Origin of the sequence: Ruegeria sp., assembly GCF_040830605.1 — a bacterium.
Lineage (GTDB): Bacteria > Pseudomonadota > Alphaproteobacteria > Rhodobacterales > Rhodobacteraceae > Ruegeria.
Window position 1 is genome coordinate 100,568 of the sequence record NZ_JBFOMD010000004.1, and the last position, 21,335, is coordinate 121,902.

The 21,335-nt window shown below is 62.4% G+C and carries 23 protein-coding genes; 9 read left to right on the forward strand and 14 right to left on the reverse strand.

The genetic code is table 11. The features are described 5' to 3' along the window. Window positions 1–6 precede the first annotated feature (6 nt). On the forward strand, window positions 7–1,233 hold the full coding sequence (argJ, locus tag AB3N21_RS07220; RefSeq protein WP_367934594.1) for a bifunctional glutamate N-acetyltransferase/amino-acid acetyltransferase ArgJ: 1,227 nt from the start codon (window positions 7–9) through the stop codon (window positions 1,231–1,233). After that, window positions 1,230–1,628: an 8-oxo-dGTP diphosphatase MutT gene (gene mutT, locus AB3N21_RS07225; protein WP_171175305.1), complete on the forward strand. Its 399-nt coding sequence runs from the start codon at window positions 1,230–1,232 to the stop codon at window positions 1,626–1,628. The genes argJ and mutT overlap by 4 nt, the downstream gene beginning before the upstream one ends. Window positions 1,629–2,015: 387 nt before the next feature. Here mutT and infB read toward each other — a convergent pair whose 3' ends face one another. From infB to AB3N21_RS07255, 6 genes are all read right to left on the reverse strand, one after another. After that, window positions 2,016–4,496 (reverse strand): translation initiation factor IF-2, encoded by a 2,481-nt coding sequence (infB, locus tag AB3N21_RS07230; RefSeq protein ID WP_367934595.1) that lies wholly within the window; start codon window positions 4,494–4,496, stop codon window positions 2,016–2,018. Window positions 4,497–4,504: 8 nt separating this feature from the next. Continuing rightward, entirely contained in the window at window positions 4,505–5,128 is a 624-nt protein-coding gene (locus AB3N21_RS07235; protein WP_367934596.1) for an RNA-binding protein, read from the reverse strand. Between the two features lie 22 nt (window positions 5,129–5,150). Further along, a complete protein-coding gene (gene nusA / locus AB3N21_RS07240; protein WP_367934597.1) occupies window positions 5,151–6,770 on the reverse strand; it encodes a transcription termination factor NusA in 1,620 nt (539 codons plus the stop codon). Then, window positions 6,770–7,348 (reverse strand): ribosome maturation factor RimP, encoded by a 579-nt coding sequence (gene rimP / locus AB3N21_RS07245; RefSeq protein WP_367934598.1) that lies wholly within the window; start codon window positions 7,346–7,348, stop codon window positions 6,770–6,772. Before rimP ends, nusA begins: the two co-directional genes overlap by 1 nt. 212 nt (window positions 7,349–7,560) lie before the next feature. Continuing rightward, a complete protein-coding gene (locus tag AB3N21_RS07250) occupies window positions 7,561–8,301 on the reverse strand; it encodes an anti-sigma factor (RefSeq protein ID WP_367934599.1) in 741 nt (246 codons plus the stop codon). Beyond that, complete coding sequence (locus AB3N21_RS07255; RefSeq protein WP_367935062.1) at window positions 8,298–8,822, reverse strand: RNA polymerase sigma factor; 525 nt, start codon at window positions 8,820–8,822, stop codon at window positions 8,298–8,300. The genes AB3N21_RS07250 and AB3N21_RS07255 overlap by 4 nt, the downstream gene beginning before the upstream one ends. Window positions 8,823–8,904: 82 nt before the next feature. On the opposite strand from AB3N21_RS07255, the gene AB3N21_RS07260 reads away from it, so the two are divergent. Then, a complete protein-coding gene (locus tag AB3N21_RS07260; RefSeq protein WP_367934600.1) occupies window positions 8,905–9,846 on the forward strand; it encodes a c-type cytochrome in 942 nt (313 codons plus the stop codon). Window positions 9,847–9,868: 22 nt separating this feature from the next. On the opposite strand, the gene AB3N21_RS07265 is transcribed toward AB3N21_RS07260, so the two are convergent. Then, window positions 9,869–10,690, reverse strand: a complete 822-nt coding sequence (locus AB3N21_RS07265) for an ABC transporter substrate-binding protein (protein WP_367934601.1) — start codon at window positions 10,688–10,690, stop codon at window positions 9,869–9,871. Further along, a complete protein-coding gene (gene pip / locus AB3N21_RS07270) occupies window positions 10,687–11,664 on the reverse strand; it encodes a prolyl aminopeptidase (RefSeq protein ID WP_367934602.1) in 978 nt (325 codons plus the stop codon). The genes AB3N21_RS07265 and pip overlap by 4 nt, the downstream gene beginning before the upstream one ends. Before the next feature lie 48 nt (window positions 11,665–11,712). On the opposite strand from pip, the gene ubiG reads away from it, so the two are divergent. Next, on the forward strand, window positions 11,713–12,459 hold the full coding sequence (gene ubiG / locus AB3N21_RS07275; protein ID WP_367934603.1) for a bifunctional 2-polyprenyl-6-hydroxyphenol methylase/3-demethylubiquinol 3-O-methyltransferase UbiG: 747 nt from the start codon (window positions 11,713–11,715) through the stop codon (window positions 12,457–12,459). 111 nt (window positions 12,460–12,570) lie between these two features. On the opposite strand, the gene AB3N21_RS07280 is transcribed toward ubiG, so the two are convergent. Genes AB3N21_RS07280 through AB3N21_RS07295 form a run of 4 tightly spaced genes read right to left on the reverse strand, consistent with a single transcriptional unit; the run spans window position 12,571 to window position 14,880 of the window. Further along, window positions 12,571–13,011 carry a MarR family winged helix-turn-helix transcriptional regulator gene (locus AB3N21_RS07280; protein WP_367934604.1) on the reverse strand — a complete coding sequence of 147 codons (441 nt, stop codon included), beginning with the start codon at window positions 13,009–13,011 and terminating at the stop codon, window positions 12,571–12,573. Window positions 13,012–13,025: 14 nt separating this feature from the next. After that, window positions 13,026–13,856 (reverse strand): carbon-nitrogen hydrolase family protein, encoded by an 831-nt coding sequence (locus AB3N21_RS07285; RefSeq protein WP_367934605.1) that lies wholly within the window; start codon window positions 13,854–13,856, stop codon window positions 13,026–13,028. Beyond that, window positions 13,856–14,113, reverse strand: coding sequence for a glutaredoxin 3 (gene grxC, locus AB3N21_RS07290; RefSeq protein WP_367934606.1), 258 nt, complete (start codon window positions 14,111–14,113; stop codon window positions 13,856–13,858). Before grxC ends, AB3N21_RS07285 begins: the two co-directional genes overlap by 1 nt. A 38-nt stretch (window positions 14,114–14,151) precedes the next feature. Continuing rightward, the gene (locus tag AB3N21_RS07295) at window positions 14,152–14,880 is read right to left on the reverse strand and encodes a double zinc ribbon domain-containing protein (RefSeq protein WP_367934607.1); all 729 of its coding nucleotides are present in this window, start codon (window positions 14,878–14,880) and stop codon (window positions 14,152–14,154) included. Window positions 14,881–14,896: 16 nt separating this feature from the next. Here AB3N21_RS07295 and AB3N21_RS07300 point away from each other — a divergent pair, with 16 nt between their 5' ends. Together AB3N21_RS07300 and hemH are read left to right on the forward strand one after the other, a co-directional pair. Continuing rightward, the gene (locus AB3N21_RS07300; RefSeq protein ID WP_367934608.1) at window positions 14,897–15,727 is read left to right on the forward strand and encodes a methyltransferase domain-containing protein; all 831 of its coding nucleotides are present in this window, start codon (window positions 14,897–14,899) and stop codon (window positions 15,725–15,727) included. 56 nt (window positions 15,728–15,783) lie between these two features. Continuing rightward, entirely contained in the window at window positions 15,784–16,833 is a 1,050-nt protein-coding gene (hemH, locus tag AB3N21_RS07305; RefSeq protein ID WP_367934609.1) for a ferrochelatase, read from the forward strand. A 74-nt stretch (window positions 16,834–16,907) separates the two neighbouring features. Here hemH and AB3N21_RS07310 read toward each other — a convergent pair whose 3' ends face one another. Further along, window positions 16,908–17,090, reverse strand: coding sequence for a hypothetical protein (locus AB3N21_RS07310; protein ID WP_171175333.1), 183 nt, complete (start codon window positions 17,088–17,090; stop codon window positions 16,908–16,910). A 139-nt stretch (window positions 17,091–17,229) separates the two neighbouring features. Continuing rightward, the gene (locus tag AB3N21_RS07315; RefSeq protein WP_367934610.1) at window positions 17,230–17,829 is read right to left on the reverse strand and encodes a L,D-transpeptidase; all 600 of its coding nucleotides are present in this window, start codon (window positions 17,827–17,829) and stop codon (window positions 17,230–17,232) included. Between the two features lie 27 nt (window positions 17,830–17,856). Between AB3N21_RS07315 and AB3N21_RS07320 the strand changes: the two genes are divergently transcribed. The 3 genes from AB3N21_RS07320 (at window position 17,857) to AB3N21_RS07330 (ending at window position 21,334) form a co-directional block, all read left to right on the forward strand. Next, a complete protein-coding gene (locus AB3N21_RS07320; protein WP_367934611.1) occupies window positions 17,857–18,528 on the forward strand; it encodes a CAP domain-containing protein in 672 nt (223 codons plus the stop codon). Between the two features lie 250 nt (window positions 18,529–18,778). Beyond that, window positions 18,779–20,677, forward strand: coding sequence for a M36 family metallopeptidase (locus AB3N21_RS07325; protein WP_367934612.1), 1,899 nt, complete (start codon window positions 18,779–18,781; stop codon window positions 20,675–20,677). Window positions 20,678–20,701: 24 nt separating this feature from the next. Then, window positions 20,702–21,334: a superoxide dismutase family protein gene (locus AB3N21_RS07330; protein ID WP_367934613.1), complete on the forward strand. Its 633-nt coding sequence runs from the start codon at window positions 20,702–20,704 to the stop codon at window positions 21,332–21,334. Window position 21,335 lies beyond the last annotated feature (1 nt).

A 21,335-nucleotide genomic window follows, 5' to 3' on the forward strand; every position in this document is an offset into this window, starting at 1 on the left:
GGCCCTATGGCGACGATCACCAAGGTTTCGCCGCTGGCGCCTGCCGGTTTTCCCGACTTGCCGGTGATCGGCGGGGTGCGCTTTGCCACGGTTGCAGCGGGCGTGCGCTATCAGGGTCGTACGGACGTGATGCTGGCGGTAATGGACCCGGGCACATCGGTGGCCGGTGTCTTTACCCGCTCGGCCACGCGCGCGACACCGGTGCTGGATTGTCAGGACAAGATCGGCGGTGCCTGTGACGGACCAGCGGCGATCCTGGTGAATTCGGGCAATGCCAATGCGTTTACCGGCCATTACGGTCAAACCTCGGTGGCCGAGGTGACGCAGGCGGTGTCGGACGTAACCGGTGTACCGGTCGCCCGCGTCTTTACATCGTCCACCGGCGTGATCGGCGAGCCGCTGCCGCATGAGCGCATCGTGGCGCAGCTTGAGGCGCTGAACGGCGCGCTGGCGCCGGACGCGATCGAGGCGGCGGCGCAGGCCATCATGACCACAGACACTTTCCCAAAAGGCGCCAGCGCGAAGGTCGAGATCGACGGCAAAACAGTCTCTGTTTCGGGGATTGCCAAGGGTTCGGGCATGATCGCGCCGGATATGGCGACGATGCTGGTCTATATTTTCACCGATGCGAAGGTCGAGCAGGGCGCGTTGCAGCAGATGCTGGGCGCGACGACCGACCGGACTTTCAATTGCATCACGGTGGACAGCGATACCTCGACCTCGGACAGCCTGCTCTTGTGCGCCACCGGCGCCTCGGGCGTGGATGCCACCGGCAATGCGGCCTTCGCCGAGGCTCTGGAGGCGGTGATGCTGGATCTGGCCAAACAAGTGGTGCGCGACGGCGAAGGCGCGACGAAGTTTGTCGAAATCCGGGTGACCGGTGCCGCCTCGGATGCGGATGCCAAGGTGCACGGGCTGGCCATCGCGAACTCACCTCTGGTGAAAACCGCCATCGCGGGCGAAGACCCGAACTGGGGCCGTGTTGTCATGGCGATTGGAAAATCCGGGGCTGCGGCGGATCGCGACCTGCTAAGCATTTCTTTCGGTGACATTCGGGTGGCCGAAAAAGGTTGGGTCAGCCCGGACTACCGCGAGGACAAGGCCGCCGCCTACATGAAGCAGCAGGAGCTGGTGATTGCGGTGGATCTGGGGCTGGGGGATGGCCAATCCACGGTTTGGACCTGCGACCTGACCCACGGATATATCGAGATCAACGCGGACTATCGCTCGTGAAGACCATCCTTGTCTCTGCCGTTGCCCTGATCGACGTCGATGGCCGGGTGCTGCTGGCGCAGCGCCCGGAGGGCAAGTCCATGGCCGGGCTGTGGGAGTTTCCGGGCGGCAAGGTTGAGGTGGGCGAAACTCCCGAAGTGGCGCTGATCCGCGAGCTGGAGGAAGAGCTGGGCATCAACACCTGGGCCTCGTGCCTTGCGCCGCTGACCTTTGCCAGCCACAGCTATGACGATTTCCACCTGTTGATGCCTCTCTTCGCCTGCCGCAAGTGGGAGGGCATCCCGCAATCGCGTGAGGGGCAGGCGCTGAAATGGGCGCGTGCCGCAGATTTGCGCGACTATCCGATGCCGCCAGCGGATATCCCGCTGATCCCGATCCTGCGCGATTGGCTCTGATCCGGCCGTAAAGGAAAGCGCGGCAATCCGACGACAGAGTGCTCTTTGGGACTCATCTGACATAGAAGCGTCCAGTTTTTCTCTATTTGCGCGCGTTTGAGTTATGTTTTGTTAATCATTCAATGTATGATGGATGCATGTCTTATTCTGGTCGGGGAGGATTTGACGTGCTTCGTACAATCACTTTGGGCAGTTGCATCTCGGTTCAGGGCACATTTGTCCGGAAACTATCGGATGGCCGTATCGCGGTTCGCGTCGGCGACAAGATTTACATGGGGCGTCCGGTACAAGCCGCAGCCTGATCGTCCGGGACAACTTGTCATTGGAAAAACAAAGGGGATGGCGTGGCCATCCCCTTCTTCATTTTTATGTCCGGTTCGCTGACAGTCAGTCGAGCGTCCGGGTCACTTCCTCGCGCTCGAAGATCTCGATCACGTCGCCTTGGCGGATATCGTCGTAGTTCTCGAACGCCATACCGCATTCCTGACCCGACTGAACCTCGGTCACTTCGTCCTTGAAACGCTTGAGCGTCTTCAGCGTGCCTTCGTGGATCACCACGTTGTCGCGCAGCAGGCGCACACCGGCCGAGCGGCGGGCGACACCCTCGGTAACCAGACAGCCGGCAACCTTGCCGACGCCGGTGACTTTGAAGACTTCGCGGATCTCGGAATAGCCGATGAAGTTCTCGCGGATTTCGGCGCTCAGCAGGCCGGATGCGGCGGCTTTCACGTCATCCACCAGATCGTAGATCACCGAGTAGTAGCGGATTTCCACGCCTTTCTGGTTGGCAGTGTTCCGCGCCGAGGCATTGGCCCGGACGTTGAAGCCCATGACCGGTGCGCCGGACGCTTCGGCCAGGCCGATATCGGTCTCGGTAATGGCGCCAACGCCCGAGTGCAGCACGCGCACGCGCACCTCTTCGTTGCCGATCTTTTCCATCGCCTGAACGATGGCCTCGGCCGAGCCCTGCACATCCGCTTTGACCAGAATCGGCAACTCGGAGACATTCTCGTCTTCCTTGGCCTTCTGCATCAGCTGTTCCAGCGTGGTTGCGGCACCGGCTGCCGCGCGCTTGTCCTTGGCGGCCTGTTCGCGATAGGCGGCGATTTCGCGCGCCTGCGCCTCAGTTTCGGTCACGTTCAGAACGTCACCGGCCTCGGGTGTGCCATTGAGGCCCAGCACCTCGACCGGAACCGACGGCCCGGCTTCGTCGACGCGCTCGCCCTTGTCGTTGATCAGCGCACGGACCTTGCCGTACTGCTCACCCACGACAAAGATATCGCCCTGGCGCAAGGTCCCGTTCTGGACCAGAACGGTGGCCACGGGGCCACGGCCCACATCCAGCTGCGCCTCGATCACGGCGCCTTGGGCGGCGCGGTCGGGGTTGGCCTTCAGTTCCAGGATTTCGGCTTGCAATGCAATGGCTTCCAGTAGGTTGTCCAGGCCTTGACCGGTGATGGCCGACACTTCGACATCCTGCACTTCGCCGGACATCTTCTCGACGATCACTTCGTGCTGCAGCAGATCCGTGCGCACCTTGTCCGGATTGGCATCCGGCTTGTCGATCTTGTTGATCGCCACGATCATCGGCACCTGGGCCGCCTTGGCGTGGTTGATGGCCTCGACGGTCTGCGGCATCACCGCATCGTCGGCGGCCACCACAAGCACCACGATATCCGTCACTTGAGCACCGCGCGAGCGCATCGAGGTAAAGGCCGCGTGGCCCGGGGTGTCGAGGAAGCTCAGCGTAACGCCATCGTCGGTCTGAACCTGATAGGCGCCGATATGCTGGGTGATGCCACCTGCCTCGCCAGCGACAACACGCGCATCCCGGATCGCGTCCAGCAGCGAAGTTTTGCCGTGGTCGACATGGCCCATGATGGTGATGACCGGCGGGCGCGGCTGCAGGTCCTTTTCGTCGTCTTCGACTTCCTTGATGACATCCTCGACGTCCGAATCGGAGACACGGGTGACCTTGTGGCCGAATTCCTGAATGATCAGTTCGGCGGTGTCGGCATCAATGGTCTGGTTCTGCGTGACCATCATGCCCATCTGCATCAGCGATTTGACCACATCGGCCACGCGTTCGGCCATGCGGTTGGCCAGTTCCGAGACCATGATTGCCTCGGGCAGCTGAACGTCGCGGATCACCTTTTCGCGCTCGACCGTACCGCCCATCGCCTTCTGGCGAGCGCGTTCCTGCTTGCGCTTCATTGCTGCCATCGAGCGCTGGCGGTTGCCTTCGCCACCGGTGGCCTGACCCAGTGTCAGCTTGCCGGACCGGCGGTTGTCCTCACGACCCTTGCCACGGCCGCGCTGTTCTCGCTCACGATCCTGCTTGCGCGGAGTTGCAGCGGGCGCCGGTTTGCTGGCCGGGCTGCGCGCGGCAGGCTTGGGTTCGGCCGGAGCCGGGGCCGCAGCGGCGCGTTTTGCCGCCTCTTCCGCTTCGCGACGCGAGGCTTCCTCGGCTTCGGCCTTGGCCTTGGCACGCTCTTCGGCTTCGCGCTGTTCGCGTTCCTTGGCCTCGGCCTCGGCGCGGCGGCGGGTGCGTTCCTCTTCGCGGGCCTTTTCCTCGGCCTCGCGCTTGGCGGCCTCTTCGGCCTCGCGCGCCTTGGCAGCCTGCAACGCCTTCAGGCGGCGGGCCATCTCGGCATCCGAGATGCCGGCAGGACGACGCGAGGGATCACCGCCGGGCGCAGGACTGCCGCTGCCCGGTTTGGCCGCTCCCGGCTTGGGAACCACCACGCGTTTGCGCTTGGTTTCCACCACGACATTCTTGGTCCGTCCGTGGCTGAAACTCTGTTTCACGTTTCCGGGACGAGCGCCCCCACGCAGACCCAATGTCTTTTTGCCGTCACTATCGCTCATAAAGCTTCTTACCCTTCCGCGCGGCCGCTGCCGCCGTCATCCGATTTGCGCACACCGCGCAAGCGCTGCGCTTCCTCTACAACACGTTTGGCGAGTCCACCAGAGGCAAGCGCCGCATGTATCACTGTTTGGCGTCCAAACGCCATGCCCAATTCATCCGCCGTGAGCCAGCCGATATATTTGCCAAAGTGCGGCGTGCTCAGTTTCGACTTTCCACGGCCCGATCCGTCCACCGCCTGCAGCAGAACTTGTGCCTCTTCCTTGTCGAGCCAGGTCTTGACCTTTTCATAGCCTGCGACCGCATCGCCCGACTTGCGCGCCAGGCTGATCAGTTCGACCACCCGGCGCGACAATTGCCGCTCGACCTCGTCCACAAGCCCCTCCGGCGCCGTGACCTGAGCCTTGAAGCCGCGTGCGAACAGCTTTTTGCCGACCGCCTTGTCCAGCGCGGCGCGATCCGCGGCCACATAGACCCCCCGGCCCGGCAGCTTGCCCGCAACGTCCGGCCACACCCGGCCATCGGGGCCCGCCACAAAGCGGATCAAGCCATATTTAGGCTGAACCTCGCCCGTGGCGATGCATTTCCGCTCGGGCCCTTCCGAACGATCCTTATGGACGCCGCCGCGACCCATGTACACCTCGCGGGGCCTGAGATCAGGCCCCGGCCTCCTCGTCCGAGATCTCGCCTTCGGCCTCTTCGGCGGCGGCTTCCAGATCGGCAGGATCGACCCAGCCCAGAATGACCCGTGCGGTCATCACCAGGTTCTGTGCCTCTTCCAGCGACACGTCGAACGGTTCGAGAATGCCGTCATCCTTGACGCGCTGACCGTCCACCGTGGTCCAGCCCCCGGCCAGTTCCCAGTCGGCGCAGGTGGCAAAGTCTTCGAGCGTCTTGACGTCGTCCTTTGCCAGTGCCTCTACCATCTGGGGTGTCAGGCCCTCGAATTCAATAAGGCTGTCCTCGGCGCCCAGGGCGCGGGCGGCATCCAGCGCGGCCTTGGCCTGGGCCTCAAGATGGTCGCGGGCACGGGCCTGCAATTCGTTGGCGGTGCCTTCGTCGACGCCGTCGATCACCAGCAGTTCGTCAAGCTCGACATAGGCCACCTCTTCGAGGTTGGTGAAGCCTTCGGACACCAGCAGCTGGGCAAAGAACTCGTCCAGGTCCAGGCTGTCCATGAACAGCTTGGTGCGTGCTTCGAATTCCTTCTGGCGGCGGGCCGATTCCTCTTCCTCGGTCATGATGTCGATGTCCAGACCGGTCAGCTGGCTGGCCAGACGCACGTTCTGACCGCGACGGCCGATGGCGAGGCTCAGCTGTTCCTCGGGAACAACCACTTCGATCTTGCCTGCCTCTTCATCCAGAACCACCTTGGAGACCTCGGCGGGCTGCAGGGCATTCACCAGGAAAGTCGGCTGATCTTCGTTCCACGGAATGATGTCGATCTTTTCGCCCTGCAACTCGTTCACGACGGCCTGCACGCGGCTGCCGCGCATACCGACGCAGGCACCGACCGGGTCGATCGAACCGTCATACGAGATCACGGCGATCTTGGCGCGCGAGCCAGGGTCACGGGCGACGGCCTTGACTTCGATGATGCCGTCATAGATTTCCGGCACTTCCATCTTGAACAGTTCGGCCATGAATTCCGGCGCGGTACGGCTGAGGAAGATCTGCGGCCCGCGCACTTCGCGGCGCACATCCTTGATGTAGCAGCGCACGCGGTCGTTGGGGCGATAGCTTTCGCGGCCAATCTTTTCGTTGCGGCGCAGGATGGCTTCGCCCGCACCCACATCGACGATGACGTTGCCATATTCCTCGCGCTTGACGACACCGTTGATGATGGTGCCGGCACGGTCCTTGAATTCTTCGAACTGACGATCGCGCTCGGCTTCGCGGACCTTTTGTAGGATCACCTGCTTGGCCGACTGGGCGGCGATGCGGCCCATCTCGACCGGCGGCACTTCCTCTACGAAGACGTCACCGACCGAGGGGTTTTCCATGTACTGCTTGGCCTGTTCGACGGTGAACTCGGCCTGATAGTTTTCCAGCTCTTCATCCTCGACGACGGTGCGAACGCGGGTAAAGGTCGCTTTGCCGGTCTTGCGGTCGATGGACACGCGGATATCCATCTCGGCGCCGTAACGGCTCTTGGCGGCGCGGGCGAGGGATTCTTCCATCGCCTCGACCACCAGCGCGGGGTCGATCATCTTTTCGCGGGCCACGGCCTCGGCGGTTTGCAACAGCTCCAGCTGGTTTGCAGAGGTGATTGCCATTACTTCGTCTCCTCTTCGGACCCTTCAGTCTCAATCTCGTCGAATTGGTCTTCGTTCAGATCACCGGCGGCTTTGCGCTGGCGTAGCATTTCCTTGATCAGGTCATCGGTCAGGACCAGCTTTGCGTCGCTCAGCCAATCGAACTTCAGCCCGATCGTGCCTTCGGGGATGTTGATCAGAACCTCATCCCCCTCGACCCCGGCCAGTTCCCCCTTGAAGCGGCGGCGGCCGTCGATCAGTTCGTCGGTTTCCAGCTTGGCCTCGTAGCCTTCGAACATGTCGAAGTCCTTGAGCCGGGTCAGGGGCCGGTCGATGCCGGGGCTGGACACTTCGAGCGTATAGGCGTCGAGGATCGGGTCCTCGACATCCAGCGTGGCGCTGACGGCGTTCGAAATCTCGGCACAATCATCAACTTCGATCCCGCCCTCGGGCTTGTCGGCCATGATCTGCAGCGTGGTCTGCTTGCCGCTCATCAGGCGGATGCGCACCAACTCATACCCCATGTCTTCGATCACGGGGGTGATGATCTCGGCCAGCCGCCGGTCGATGGCGGCCTTTGCTATCAGGTCGTTCGTCATATTGTCCTATACCCAGCTTTGGGCACAAAAAAACGGGCGCGCGGCCCGTTGAACTTATCCGGTGGTGCCCCGGACCCAAGGACCCGACGCGCCGCTGTTGAAAAGGCATATACGCGCTGGGGAATGAGTCTGCAAGGGGTCTTGATTCGGTTGCGATCCCGATGAGTTCTGCACTGCCCGGCGGCTCTATTGGGCCGTCCAAATGTCGAGGTTTACCCGAGCTGCTGAATCAACTCTTTGGCCAGCGTCTCGGTAACATCCTGATCCTGCCCGCCGATGACCAGATAGCCGACCCCGTTGCTGACCCATGAGGTTGCGGCCAGCCCAGCCAGCGTTTCGTTCTGGGGGCCGCGATCCTCGCCCTTGCTGCGGGTGATGCAGAAGGCGACCGGCACGCCGTTCTCGCCCAGATAGGCCATCTGCAGCAGCGGCTTGCCCCGGAACCCCAGAATCTGCGCCCGCTTGAACTCCAGTCCCTGCACCGATTGCGCCGGGGTCAGATCAACCCCGTGGTCCGCGCCGAACCCGGCCAGCACCTGCGCCGTCATCTCGGGCGGTTGTGCGGCATCTGCGACCGTATCCGTAACATAAAGCGACTGGTAAGAGGCCACGACCGCTTTCCAGCCCGGAGGCTGCGCCTTGGGTTGCAGCAGATAAGTGGACAGCGCGCCGAGGCCAAAGGCCAGCGCCACACTTGCGACCAGAGCCAGCGGCGCGCGGCGGGGTTGCGGGGCGGGCAGCAGCCCGGCGGGCATGGCGGGCGCGCCCAGCATGTCCGCGGACAGCGCGTCGCGCATGGCGTCCAGCGGCAACTCGAGCCCCTGCAACTGCTCGGCCAGCGCCGGATCGTCCGCCAGCGCCTGGTCGATGCGGTCGCGCAGGGGGGCGTCGGCCTCACCATCCAGGTAGGCCGTCAACTCTTCGTCCGAGAATGTCGCCTGTGCCCGGTTCATGTTCCCGTCTCCGTTTGGGCCAGCTCTCCTGCGATCCGCTTGCGTGCGGCGGCCAGTCTGCTCATCACCGTGCCGATGGGGATGTTCAGAATCTCTGCCGCCTCCTTGTAGGCGAACCCCTCGACATAGACGAGCAAGACCGTGACCCGCTGGCTTTCGGGCAGCTCTCCTATCCTTGAAAACACCTGACGGGCGAAAATATTCGTTTCCGTGTTCACGCGCGGGTCGGGCAGCTCGGTATCCTCGAGCGCCACCAGCCCGCCGCCGGTTCGCACCGAGGTGGCTCGCAGCTCGTTCAGCCAAAGCCGGTGCGCCATGCGGATCAGCCAGCGGTCCAGATGAGTGCCGGGCTGATAGCCCGCGTGTTTCTCCAAAGCGCGCAGGCAGGTCATCTGTGCCAGATCGTCGGCGCGGTCGCGCCGCCCGGTCTGCATCAGGCAAAACCGCCACAGCCGGGGGTAGAGGGTGCCTATGCCCTCGCGGATCTCATCCTCGGCTGACGTTTTGGTGAACCAGCGAATAACCCGGTCTCCTCGTGTGTTCCCTTTTCAGCGCGGGTGTAGCGCCGCGCGACCTGAACATTGATAGTAGGAAGGACACCCGATGCTCAACTCACTGTTTCGTGGAACCTGCGCAGCCGCGCTGATTTCAGCCGGTCAGATGGCCGTGGCGGCCGACTGGTCGCTGGATGCCGGCAGTTCGAAACTGGCCTTTGGCTCGATCAAGAAGGACACCGTGGGCGAGGTGCATAGCTTTGAATCGCTGACCGGCACGGTGGATTCGGCCGGCACGGTTCGGGTGGCGATCGCGTTGCCGTCGGTGGAGACCTTCATCGACATTCGCAACGAGCGAATGATCGAGCATGTGTTCAAGGGGGCCGAGCTTGCGGAACTGACCGCAAAAGTGGACATTGCCACGCTTGAGGCGTTGCAGGTGGGCGATACCACGCTGACCGATGTCGAGGGCACGCTAAGCTTGCTGGGCCGTGAGATCGGGGTCGAGACCGAGATGTTCGTGGCCCGCCTATCCGAGCGCAAGGTGATGGTCAGCACCAGTGACATGCTGTTTCTGGGGGTCGAAGAGGCGGGGCTGACCGAGGGCGTCGACATTCTGCAGACGCTCGCCAAACTCTCGGGCATTACCCGCACCGTGCCGGTCACCGCGCGGCTGGTGTTTGAGACGGATGGCGAGACGGCACAGGCCGCTCCGGCACCAGAAGAGGTCACTCAGGTGGCTGCTGTGGGTGATCCGGTCAAGGGTAAGAAGGTGTTCCGCAAATGCAGCGCCTGCCACAGTCTGGAAGAGGGCAAGAACGGGGCCGGTCCCAGCCTGCATGGAGTTGTCGGTGCGGCCTCGGCCTCGGTCGAAGGGTTCAAGTATTCCGGCGCGTTTCAGCAGGCCGATCTGACCTGGAGCGCCGATGCGTTGGCGCGGTTTCTGGCCGATCCCAAGGGTGTTGTGCCCAAGAACCGCATGGCCTTTCGCGGGCTGAAGAAAGAGGACGATATCGCCAACCTGATCGCCTATCTGGGGCAGGAGGGCTGATATCCCGCCAGCGGCTGAGCGCTCAGGTCATCCACCAGCGCTCGGCAAAGCGCCCGTCGTCCAGCGCGCCGCGTGTCCCGATCTGGCGGGGCATGCCCACCGGTGCGGCCACGGCCAATGCCATATCGGTCTGCGAGGGATGATAGCGATAGCCGTCCCGCGCGCGCAGCCCGTCGGGCAGGGGCAGAGCGGCCACATCGACAAAGCCGTCGCGCAACGCCTCGGCCCGCACGGCGGCATCCGGAATCACGATGATCTCGATTGCATCGACCCAACCCGCCTGACCGTTCTTGTAGTGTCCAGCGACCTTGCGGCCAAGAAAGTGCCGGTCGTCCTGCGCCCGCTCGACCCGGTAGCATCCAGTGCCGTTCGCGGCGCGCAGCGGGGTCACGCCCTCGCCGTCGCGGGTGATCACGAACCGGTTGTCGGCCAGCAGGAACGGCAGGCCGGGATTGGCCTGCGCCAGTTCCAGCAGCAGGCGGTTTTCGGTCAAAGCTTCGGTCCGGCCTAGCTCAGAAAGCACGGCGCTGACTTCGTTGATCCTCAACGGTGTGCCGTCATGAAAGGTTACGTCCTGCCGCAGATCGAAGGTCCACACACGAGCCTCGGCATTGGTTTGCCAGTCGCTCGCCAACTCGCCGCGCAGGGTGCCGTCGGGGGCAATCTCGGTCAGCGTATGGAACACCGCGCCGCGGGCCACCTGTTCCAGACTGTCATCGCGGGGCACGGCCAGACGCAGCACGCCGCCTGGCTTGGGTGACGCTTCAAGTGACATGCCGGTCGCCGCCAGCAGCGCGGCGGCAGCACCGGATGTAAAGAGCGCACGGCGGTCGAGACGGCTCATATCACCGTCTCCGCGATCCGGTCCATGATGCGCACGAGCTCGGCGCTGATGCCCGGTTCGGACAGGGCGTGGCCCGCATGACGCACCATTTTCAGCTCGGCATTCGGCCAGCGTTCGCACAGCGCCCAGGCCGAGCTTGGCGGGCAGATCATGTCATAGCGGCCCTGTACCACATGGCCGGGGATATGCGCGATCCGGTCCACCTGATCCAGAATCTGCCCGTCATACTCGAGGAAGCCGCCATTGAGGAAATAGTGATTCTCAAGCCGGGCAAAGGCGCGGGCATAATCGCCCGGGGTCTCTCCGGTCGAGCCGCTGTTGTGGATCGACGCCAGCGCGTTCTCCCACGCCGACCAGGCACGGCCATAAAGGGTTTCGCTGGCCACATCGCCCGAGAACAGCCGCTTGTGATAAGCGGTGATGGCGTCACCCCGCTCGGCCTCGGGCAGGAGCGAGACGAATTTCGACCACGGCTCAGGCCAGAACTTCCCGGCTCCGCCGCCATAAAACCAATCAAGCTCGGCCTGCGTCATCAGGAACACGCCGCGCAGCACCAGACGGCTGACGCGATCGGGGTGGGTCTGGGCATAGACCAGCGCCAGCGTCGCGCCCCAACTGCCGCCGAACGCGATCCATTGCTCGATATCCAGCGCCTTGCGAATACGCTCGATATCGGCGACCAGATGCCAGGTGGTGTTGTACTCGACGGAGGCATGCGGCCGCGACCGGCCACAGCCGCGCTGATCGAAGAGAATCACCCGGTAGACCAGCGGATCGAAGTACCGCCGCATTGCCGGGCTGCAGCCGCCACCCGGACCGCCATGCAGCACCACGACGGGTATCCCGTTGGGATTGCCGCATTGTTCCACATAGATGCGGTGCCCCTGGCCCACGTCGAGCATCCGCTGATCGAAGGGATCGACCGGCGGATAGAGATATTGCACTGCGCGCTTTTGGTCCGGGTACTTGTCCATTATGGGCCTATATAGTCCTTAGGCGTAAAAGAGCATACGGAGACAGGAATGCAAGCGCATCCAAACACGGTGGACCCGTCCGAGATCGCAAAATTCGAAGCGATGGCCGCCGAATGGTGGGATCCTCACGGAAAATTCAAGCCGCTGCACATGCTCAACCCCTGCCGTCTGGACTACATAACCCGCCAGATCGCTGGTGAGTTCGACCGCGATCTGAAGGAGGACAGTCCCTTTGCCGGACTGCGGCTGCTGGACATCGGCTGCGGCGGCGGTCTGCTGAGCGAGCCGATGACACGGTTGGGCGCCGATGTGGTTGGTGCCGACGCTGCCGAGGGCAATCTTCCGGTCGCGCGCATTCATGCCGAACAGTCGGGGCTCAAGATCGACTATCGCCACACCACCGCCGAGGCACTGGCCGAGGCCGGAGAGCAGTTCGATGTGGTGCTCAATATGGAGGTGGTCGAGCATGTGGCCGATCCGCTGAGCTATCTGACCGCCACACAGCAGCTTTTGCGGCCCGGTGGCCTTCAGGTGTGCTCGACCATCAACCGCAACCCGAAATCCTACGCGATGGCAATTGTGGGTGCCGAGGTGGTGATGCGCTGGCTGCCGCGCGGTACGCATGAATGGTCGAAATTCATTACGCCCGATGAACTGTTCGATCTGCTGCGGCAGGCGGGGCTTGAGCCCGTTGACCGTAAGGGGTTCGTGTTCAACCCGATCTCGTGGAGCTGGTCGATTTCGGACCGCGACCTAAGCGTGAACTACGTCACCGCAAGCGTGAAGCCGGAATAGGATTCGCGAGGTTTTCAACCGGTGCCAAGGCGTTTGGAAACGCCTTGAAGCGGTTTGCAAACCGCTTAAGCCGCTTGCAAGCGGCTTGGTCCCGGTCAGAACCGGGGCGCTTTATTCATCTTCCAGCCTGATCCGCAGATCGCGCAGCACCGGCAACGTCGTGCGGACGCGGTCCAGCCCCAGCTCCTTGACCACCTGATTGATCAACGGTGCAATCGAGGAAATTGCCTGATCCCGTGCTTGCCGTCCGGCGGGGCTGATCGCCACCATCTTGCGCCGCGCATCGTCCCAGTCGGGACGGATGTGGATGTATCCAGCCCATTCCAGCTTGGCCAAGGTGTTGGTCATCGCCCCCCTCGTGACGTGGAACGTGCTGGCCAATTGCGCCGGGCTGCGTTCATCCCCCACAAAGGCCAGATGATTCAACACCGAGAAATGCGAGATTTCCATGCCCTTGGGCAGCACCCGGCTCAGCCGGTTCCGCAGCAATTGGTCGGCGGTCAGGATCTCGCTGAACAGCGCGACCGCCAGGGCGTTGGTATCGTCTTGCATGTTCCAAATCTGGATCAGGGGCCGTCGAAGGGACGGACATGAGTCAGTGAGGGCACCTTGCGCCGCGCCTCAGTAACAGACTTATCATCCAGATCAAAAATGTGAATGCCGGGTTCGGTGCCTGCGTCGATCAGCACCTCTCCCCACGGCGCCACGACCAGAGAGTGCCCGTGGGTATGCCGCACCTTGCCGCGCGTTGTGGGGTGCGTGCCGGTCTGGCCCGGGGCCAGCACCCAGCACCCGGTTTCGATGGCGCGGGCCCGCAGCAGCGATTCCCAATGCGCGGCACCGGTTACCGGCGAAAACGCCGCCGGAACGGTTAGGATGGTGGCACCGGCTTGTGCCAAGGCCGCGTGCAGATGTGGGAACCGCACGTCGTAGCAGACCGTCAGACCGATCCTGCCGAACTCGGTATCTGCCACCACCGCCTGCGTTCCGGGCCGGTAATTGGCGGATTCGCGGAAGGTTTCCGTTTCAGTCACCTGCACGTCGAACATGTGGATCTTGTCGTACCGCGCCACGATCCCGCCCTTGGGATCGATCAGAAACGAACGGTTGGCAAAGCGGCCATCGGCGTCGTGGGTCTTGATCCCCAGCGAGCCGATCAGTAGCCAGATGCCCAGCCCGGCGGCCTGTTCACGTAGACCTGCCAGCGTGATGTCATCCTCTTCGTGCTGCAACACCTCGCGCTGCTGCGTGGTGCTGTTCGACACGCAATTGGTCACTTCGGGGGTCAGGATGAACCGCGCGCCCTGTGCTGCCGCCTCGGCCACAATGCCGCGGACCATGTTCAGATTGGCGACAGGGTCGTCTGATGAGGTGATTTGCAGCAGCGCGGTCTTCATCAGGCGGCCAGCAGCGGATCGAGCTTGCCCGAGCGTTCGAGGTCATAGAGATCGTCGCAGCCGCCCACATGCGTCTCGCCGACAAAGATCTGCGGCACGGTGCGGCGGCCATTCGCGCGCTGGATCATCTCGGGCTTGCGGTTCGGGTTCCGCATCACGTCAATCTCCGTGAACGAGATGCCCTTTTGGGTCAGCAACCGCTTGGCAGCATGGCAAAAGCCGCAGAGCGGTGAGGTGTATATTTCGACAGCTTTCATATCTGTTCCCTAGAGTTTTTTGGGCAATTTAGGGGCAATTAAGCATCCTTGGCAACGCGCGCCAGCGTGAGCACGAAAATATGATTTGCACCTGCGTTAAGGCAAGCACGGGCGCAGGCCGCCAGAGTTGCGCCCGAGGTCATTACGTCGTCCACCAGCAGCACATCGCGGGCCGCCATCCGGTGCCGGCGCTTGGGGTGCGGGGCGATGGCCTGCGATAACGTTTCGGCCCGCTCGGCCGCAGTCTTGCCGTCCAGAACCGGGGTGCGCTGGGCCCGGATCAGCAGATCGGGGCACACCGCCAGACCGGTTTCGCGCCCCAGATGCTGGGCGAGCAGGGCGGACTGGTTGTAGCGCCGTTTGACCAGTCGCGACCAGTGCAACGGAACAGGGGCGATCAGCATGCCCTCGCGCAGCAAATCCTTGCCCGCCCGAGCCATCCACAGCGCTGCCGGGCGGGCCAGTTCTGGCCGGTCGCCATGTTTCAGCGCCAGAATCATTCGGCGGGCGCGGCCCGTGTATAGCAGCGCTGCGCGCCCGTCTTTCCAGGGGCGCGGGGTGGTCATGCAGTCGTCGCACTCGATCCGGTGGCCATCCGTGTCGCCGGGCAGCGGCGTGCCGCAGCTTTCGCAGATGGTGCCGCCGATAAAGGGTGTGTCGCGCCAGCAGGGGCCGCAGAGACCGAAATCCGAGGTCACCAGATCGCCGCAGCCCAGGCAGCGCGGCGGGTAGATCAACTCGACAGCGGTTTGAATCCGGTTCCACATGCGTTAACTGCGCCTCATGAAGATGCCCGCGTCCGATATTCCGGCCCTGTTCGACCGCACCACCCTTGCCGCCCGGCGCGCCCGCGCGCAGGACGAGGCCCTGTTCCTGCACCGTGCCGCAGTGGACGAGGTGCAGGATCGCCTCTCTATGGTTAAGAGAGAGTTTACGGCGCCCGCCGTGGTCACGCCATTTCCGCAGGTTTGGGGCGAGATTCTGCCCGGTGCGCGGATTGTCGCGGACGATGAGGTGCTGGCACTGCAGCCCGGCGTTCATGATCTGGTGGTCCACGCTGTGGCGCTGCATTGGGCCAACGATCCGGTGGGCCAGCTGATCCAGTGCCGCCGGGCGTTGAAGTCCGATGGCCTGCTGCTGGCCGTGTGTCTGGGGGGCGAGACGCTGCACGAACTGCGCGCGGTGCTGGGGCAGGCCGAGGCCGAAGTGACAGGCGGGCTCAGCCCCCGGATCGCGCCGATGGGCGAGATCCGCGATCTGGGCGCGTTGCTACAACGGGCCGGGCTGGCGCTGCCGGTGGCGGACAATGTGGCTCTAACTGCGGAATATCGCGACCTGATACATCTGATGCGGGACCTGCGGGCGATGGCCGAGACCAACGTGCTGTCTTCACGGCTTAAGCACCCGACCCGGCGGGCGGTGTTCGATCGCGCCAGCGCGCTTTATGCCCAGAACTACGCGACATCCGATGGAAAGCTGCGCGCCACGTTTGACCTGATCTGCCTGACCGGCTGGTCGCCGGACGAAAGCCAGCCGAAACCGTTGCGCTCGGGCTCGGCTCAGGCGCGGCTGGCCGAGGCGCTTGGCACAAATGAGACCAAACTGTCCGATTGACGGGGCCTGAATTCCCGTTATCTCAGGGCGGAACCGATCAATTCAGGACGCCCGTGATGTTTGACGCCAGCCGACCCACCCATGCCCCCGCCGATCATCCGCAAATCAAGATGGGTCGCGTGGGCATCCTGCTGGCCAATCTGGGCACGCCCGACGACTACTCGTACTGGCCGATGCGGCGCTATCTGAACGAGTTTCTGTCGGACCAGCGGGTTATCGATTATCCGAAGTGGAAATGGCAGCCGATCCTGCAGGGAATCATCCTGACCAAGCGGCCGTTCAGCTCGGGCGCGGCGTACAAGTCGATTTGGAACCACGACAAGGGCGAGAGCCCGCTGATGACCATCAGCAAGGATCAGACCGCCAAAGTGGCGGCGGCGATGCAGGAACAGTATGGGGACCGGGTGCTGGTCGATTTCTGTATGCGCTACGGCAATCCCTCGACCAAATCCAAGGTGCGGCAGATGGTGGCCGAGGGGTGCGACCGCATCCTGTTTTTCCCGCTTTATCCGCAATATGCGGGTGCCACGACGGCCACGGCCAACGACCAGTTCTTTCGCGCCCTGATGGATGAGACATGGCAGCCCGCCGCGCGCACGGTTCCGGCCTATTTCGACGAACCTGCCTATATCGACGCGCTGGCGCAGTCGATCGAGCGGGCCTATGCGGCGATGGAGGCTGAGCCGGATATCCTCGTCTGCTCCTATCACGGCATGCCCGAACGCTACCTGACGCAGGGCGATCCCTATCACTGCCAATGCGCCAAGACCACGCGGCTGCTCAAAGAGCGGTTGGGATGGGGGGATGACCGAATTGTCTCGACCTTCCAGTCACGGTTTGGACCCGAGGAATGGCTGAAACCCTACACCGTCGATCACGTGGCCGAGCTGGCGCGGCAAGGGAAAAAGAACATCGCCGTTGTGGCGCCAGCCTTTTCCGCAGACTGCATCGAGACGCTGGAAGAGATTAACGAAGAGATTCGTGAGAGCTTTGAAGAGGCCGGGGGAGAGAGCTTTACCTACATCCCCTGCCTTAACGACGAGGACGCCCATATCGCGGCACTGGCCAAGGTGATCCGGGACAACCTCAGGGGGTGGCTGGACTAATTCAGCCAACCTTCCGGGCACAAAAAAAGACGGTGGAGAAATCCACCGCCTTTTCTTAGATGACTTACGTCGACTTAGCCTGCAGCAACAGCAGCAGCCACCACGACCAGCAGGATCAGGGGCAGCAGGATGCCTTGCGACGAGCCCTGGGTCTCTTCGACAACAACCGGTGCCTCAACAATCGGCTCTTCCAGGTTGCCCGCAGATGCGGTCGAAGCAGCAGCGGTCAGCGCAGCAGCGAGAACGAGTTTTTTCATATTAACCTCCAGAATTTGCGCGATTCCCAATACGTGAACCGCGCACTCAAGACTTACCTCGTGGTTTTTTCTAAGCAGCAATGTTGCGGGATTGCAAACGCTAGTTGCGGGCGCAATGGATCAGCGAATGGAAATGTCGTCAAATTAGCAACACTTGCGTTCCCACCTTTGCCATACCGAAAAGCTCGGCAATGTGCTCGTTATAGAGTCCGATACAACCATTCGACGAACGGCGCCCGATCTTGCGGGTGTCATGGGTGCCGTGGATACGGTAATACTTCCAGCTCAGATACAGCGCGTGGGTACCAAGCGGGTTATCGGGGCCGGGCGGCACATAGTCCGGCCATTCCGGGTTGCGCTTTTTCATGGACGGTGTGGGCGACCAGCTCGGCCCCTCGACCTTGCGGATCACACTGGTGCGTCCGCGGCGTGTCAACTCGTCCGTCAGCGGAACCGAGGATGGGTAGAGTTTGTAGACAGATTGATCCGCAGACCAGTAATGCAGCGCCCGCGAGACTGTATCGACCAGAATCGCGCCGTTTTTGGTGTTCGAGAAATACGGCCGCCAGTCAAGCGCCCGGAAACTTGAGATGTTGCGGCGGACCGCCGGTTCAGCCTCGGGCGCGGGGCGCAGCGGGTCGCCGGGGATATATTGTGCAACGGCCGGCGTGGCCAATGTGGCGGCAGCGCCGGTCAGAAAACTGCGGCGCGTGGCGGATTGAGTGTGTTTCTTGACCATGTGGGCGGACCTTTTATGTGTTCACTCATGGAAATCTTCGGCAGTTTATTGCCAGAAAGCCGCAGTCGCAAATCAAACTGGCCGATTCCGGCGGTTCGTGGCATTTGGGCATTTGCTCATGCGGACACACCACGCTATTCCCCTGTGCGATACAAACGGACCAGGCTGATCATGGCGCGTATTCTTTCGTTGTTACTCATTTGTTTTGTCGGTCTTGCGGCATGTACCGTACCGAATAACACCCAGACGCTGGGTGCGGATGGCAAACCTTTGCCGACGCCTTACAAGATTCGCGGCAACTCGGACAAACTGCAGTTCCGGATGCTTGATTCGGTCAATGCGCTGCGTCAGGCCTCGGGTTTGCAGCCCGTTCAGCTGGATGCGCGGCTGAATGCGGCAGCGGCAACCCATGCCCGGGACATGTCGGTGCAGAACCGGCCCTGGCATTTCGGCTCCGACGGTTCGTCGCCGTTGGATCGGGTCAGACGGGCCGGATACACCGGCACGCTGGTCGGAGAGGCGATCTCGGAAACCTACGAAACCGAGCTTGAGACACTGGCCGCGTGGATGGATTCTCCGGGCCCGCGCTCGGTGATCATGGATCCCAAGGCGAACCAGATGGGTTTCTCGTGGTTTCAGGAAAACAGCGGCAAGATCTGGTGGACGCTCGAGATGGGTAGCGGCGGCTTCAGCAGTTGATCTGACATCACCCCTACAAAAATCAGGCCCCGACGGGGCCTTTTTTGTGCGCATGGATTGGGTCGTCTCGGACACATCGCAAGTGGCGGGGGACTCGGCTCAGCGGTCGCTGATGGATTTTGCACCATTGTCCTCTCAGGACGGCGGTTGGGAAGCCCCGGGCATCCGACGTTCAACCGCAGGCTGATTCGTGGTAAGATGAGCCACTGGCAAAGGTTTGTTACAGCTTGTTTTAAGGGGGAATGGCGCAATGCTTCTCCTAAGAACGCCTACGAAAATCCTCGCCGTGACACTCGCAAGCTTTGCATTTCAGCATGCGTCGGCGCAGGAGAGCAACTTTCATACCGACGGACGGACGACGCCCCGGCTGGACGTCATCACGTCCGATCTGATTGACAGCAATGCGGTCACTCTTCCCGCCGCCATGACCGGCGCGGAAACCTTGGCTGGCATCGATGAAAGCGTCTCGGTGCTGCAATTTCTGGCTGTGAACTCAAAGCGTTACGGGTTGAGTGACACTGCTGCGGAGTTGCAGCTAACCCGGAAACAGCAATCCCGGTTGGGCAAGCACTATGTCTTCCGGCAATTTCTGGGCGGGCTTGAGGTGGTCACCGGCGAGATCGTCGTGTCGGTGGGCAATGATGGTGTCGTGACCCGGGTGTCGAACAATATCCACCCCGTGGCGGGCGACGCTGCGGCCGAAAAGACGTCTGAGCCGGCTATCGCCGAGGACGCCGCCTATGACGCGGCGTGGCAGGATCTTGGTGTGGTGGATGGAGCCGCCGTGCTGGAGCAGCCTACAATTAGCCTGAAATACCTTCCTTCGGATGGCGGTTTTCGGCTGGTCTATGAGGCCAATATCGCGGTGAGTGAGCCCTATGGCTACTGGCAGTATCTGATCGACGCCGGGACCGGCGAGGTGATACAGGCGCGCAATCGGGCAACTGATCTTGGCGACGCGCACAAACGCGCGGCAACCGAAACGACGGCGGATCGGCTGGAACTGTTCCGCGACTACGAGATGCGTGCCTTGCAGCAGAGATTGTCGGCGATGGAGGCAGCACCGGTGGCGGCAAGTGCAGCAGTGTCGAACGGAAAGGCACAGGTGTTTGACCCTGATCCGATCACCACATTACAGGATTCCAGCCTGACCGACACCTCCGACGCGAGCGCGTTTGACGACGCTTACCAGGAACGTGAACTGATGGAATTGACGGAACGCGATGGTGCTTTCCACCTCGAGGGTCCTTGGGTTCAGGTGGTGGACTGGGACCGGCCGTTTGTCGATCCGACAACGACGCCGGACGGCATTTGGACCGCCCTGCGCGGCGATCTCGGGTTCAACGATGCGATGACCTATTATCACATCGACCAGACACAGCGGTATCTGCGGTCGCTGGGCTATATCGATATCGTCGCAAGGCCGATTGAAGTCGACGCAAACGGTGTCAATGGCGGCGACAACTCCTATCATGTGCCTGATCTGACAACGGGCCGCTCAGGACGGCTTGCCTTCGGTCATGGTTGCGTCGACGACAATGAGGACGCCGATGTGATCTGGCATGAATACGGCCACGCCATCCACGCCGATATCGTGGGGTCGAACTGGACCAGTGGTGATACCGGCGCGATGGGCGAGGGGTTCGGCGATTACCTGGCCGCATCGCTGAGCCTGCGTGCCACTGGCGGCGCAAACTTTCAGTTGGACCGGGTGTTCAACTGGGATGGCGGCACCTGCTGGGCGGGCCGGTCGGTAAACATGACCGGAGCGGTTTATGATCCGGGGCGCACCTATCCCGATCATGTCGGGATTGGCGGCGGCGCGGTGTCGGATGAGCTTTGGGGCTCACCGCTCTTCCAGGCTCAACTGGCGCTTGTCGCGGCTGGGAAACCGATGGATGACGCGGATGCAATCATTATCGAAGGCATGTTTGGCATTTCCTCGGCTGGCGCCCGGATGCCCGATCTCGCCATGCTGACAGTTCTGGCCGCCGAGGCCTTGTTTCCCGGTGACATCCATGCGGGCGTCTTTCTGGACAGCTTCCAGAGATACAATATCTGTGACCCGAACCAGTCCGGCGCGTGTGTTGCGCCGACATCGGTGGCGGGCGCCGCGGGCGGTGCGGAAACGCCCGTGTCCAAGAATTGATCCGCTAGATCGGAGAGTGTCGAGATGAAAATCCTGCACGCTGCCCTTGTATGCCTTACCGCTCTGCCCTGTATGGTCGCGGCAGAAACCATCGAAGCGCCCATTCACAGAATATCGGCGCAGGGTGTGCATGACCGGTTGGGAACCCTGTCTGTCAGGCAGGGCACGGGATCGGTCGAGATTCGCGTGGTGTTGTCCGAGTTCCCGTCCGGCTGGCACGCCATGCATGTGCATCAGAACCCGTCCTGCGAACCGGAGCTTCAGGATGGAGAGTGGGTCGCGGGCGCCGCTTCCGGCATGCATTTCGACCCGACCGGCGTCATGGCGAACATGCCCGGGATGACCAGCGGCAGTGACGGCATGGACATGGCGGATAGTGAGGGCGGTATGGAAATGGCACATAACATGGACGGTATGGAAATGCCGGACGACGATCCGCCGCCGCCCGGGCGAAAACCACGACCGCTTGGTGATCTGCCTGCGGTCTACACAGACGAACATGGCGTGACGGATTCACGGATTCTCAGCTATCGGCTGCAACTGGACCAGTTCCGGGGCCGATCCGTGGTTCTGCACGCTCATCCGGAAGCCAGCGAAGACTTGCGCTTGCCCAGAGGGGGCGGCGAGAAAATCGCCTGCGCTGTTCTTCCCAATTAGG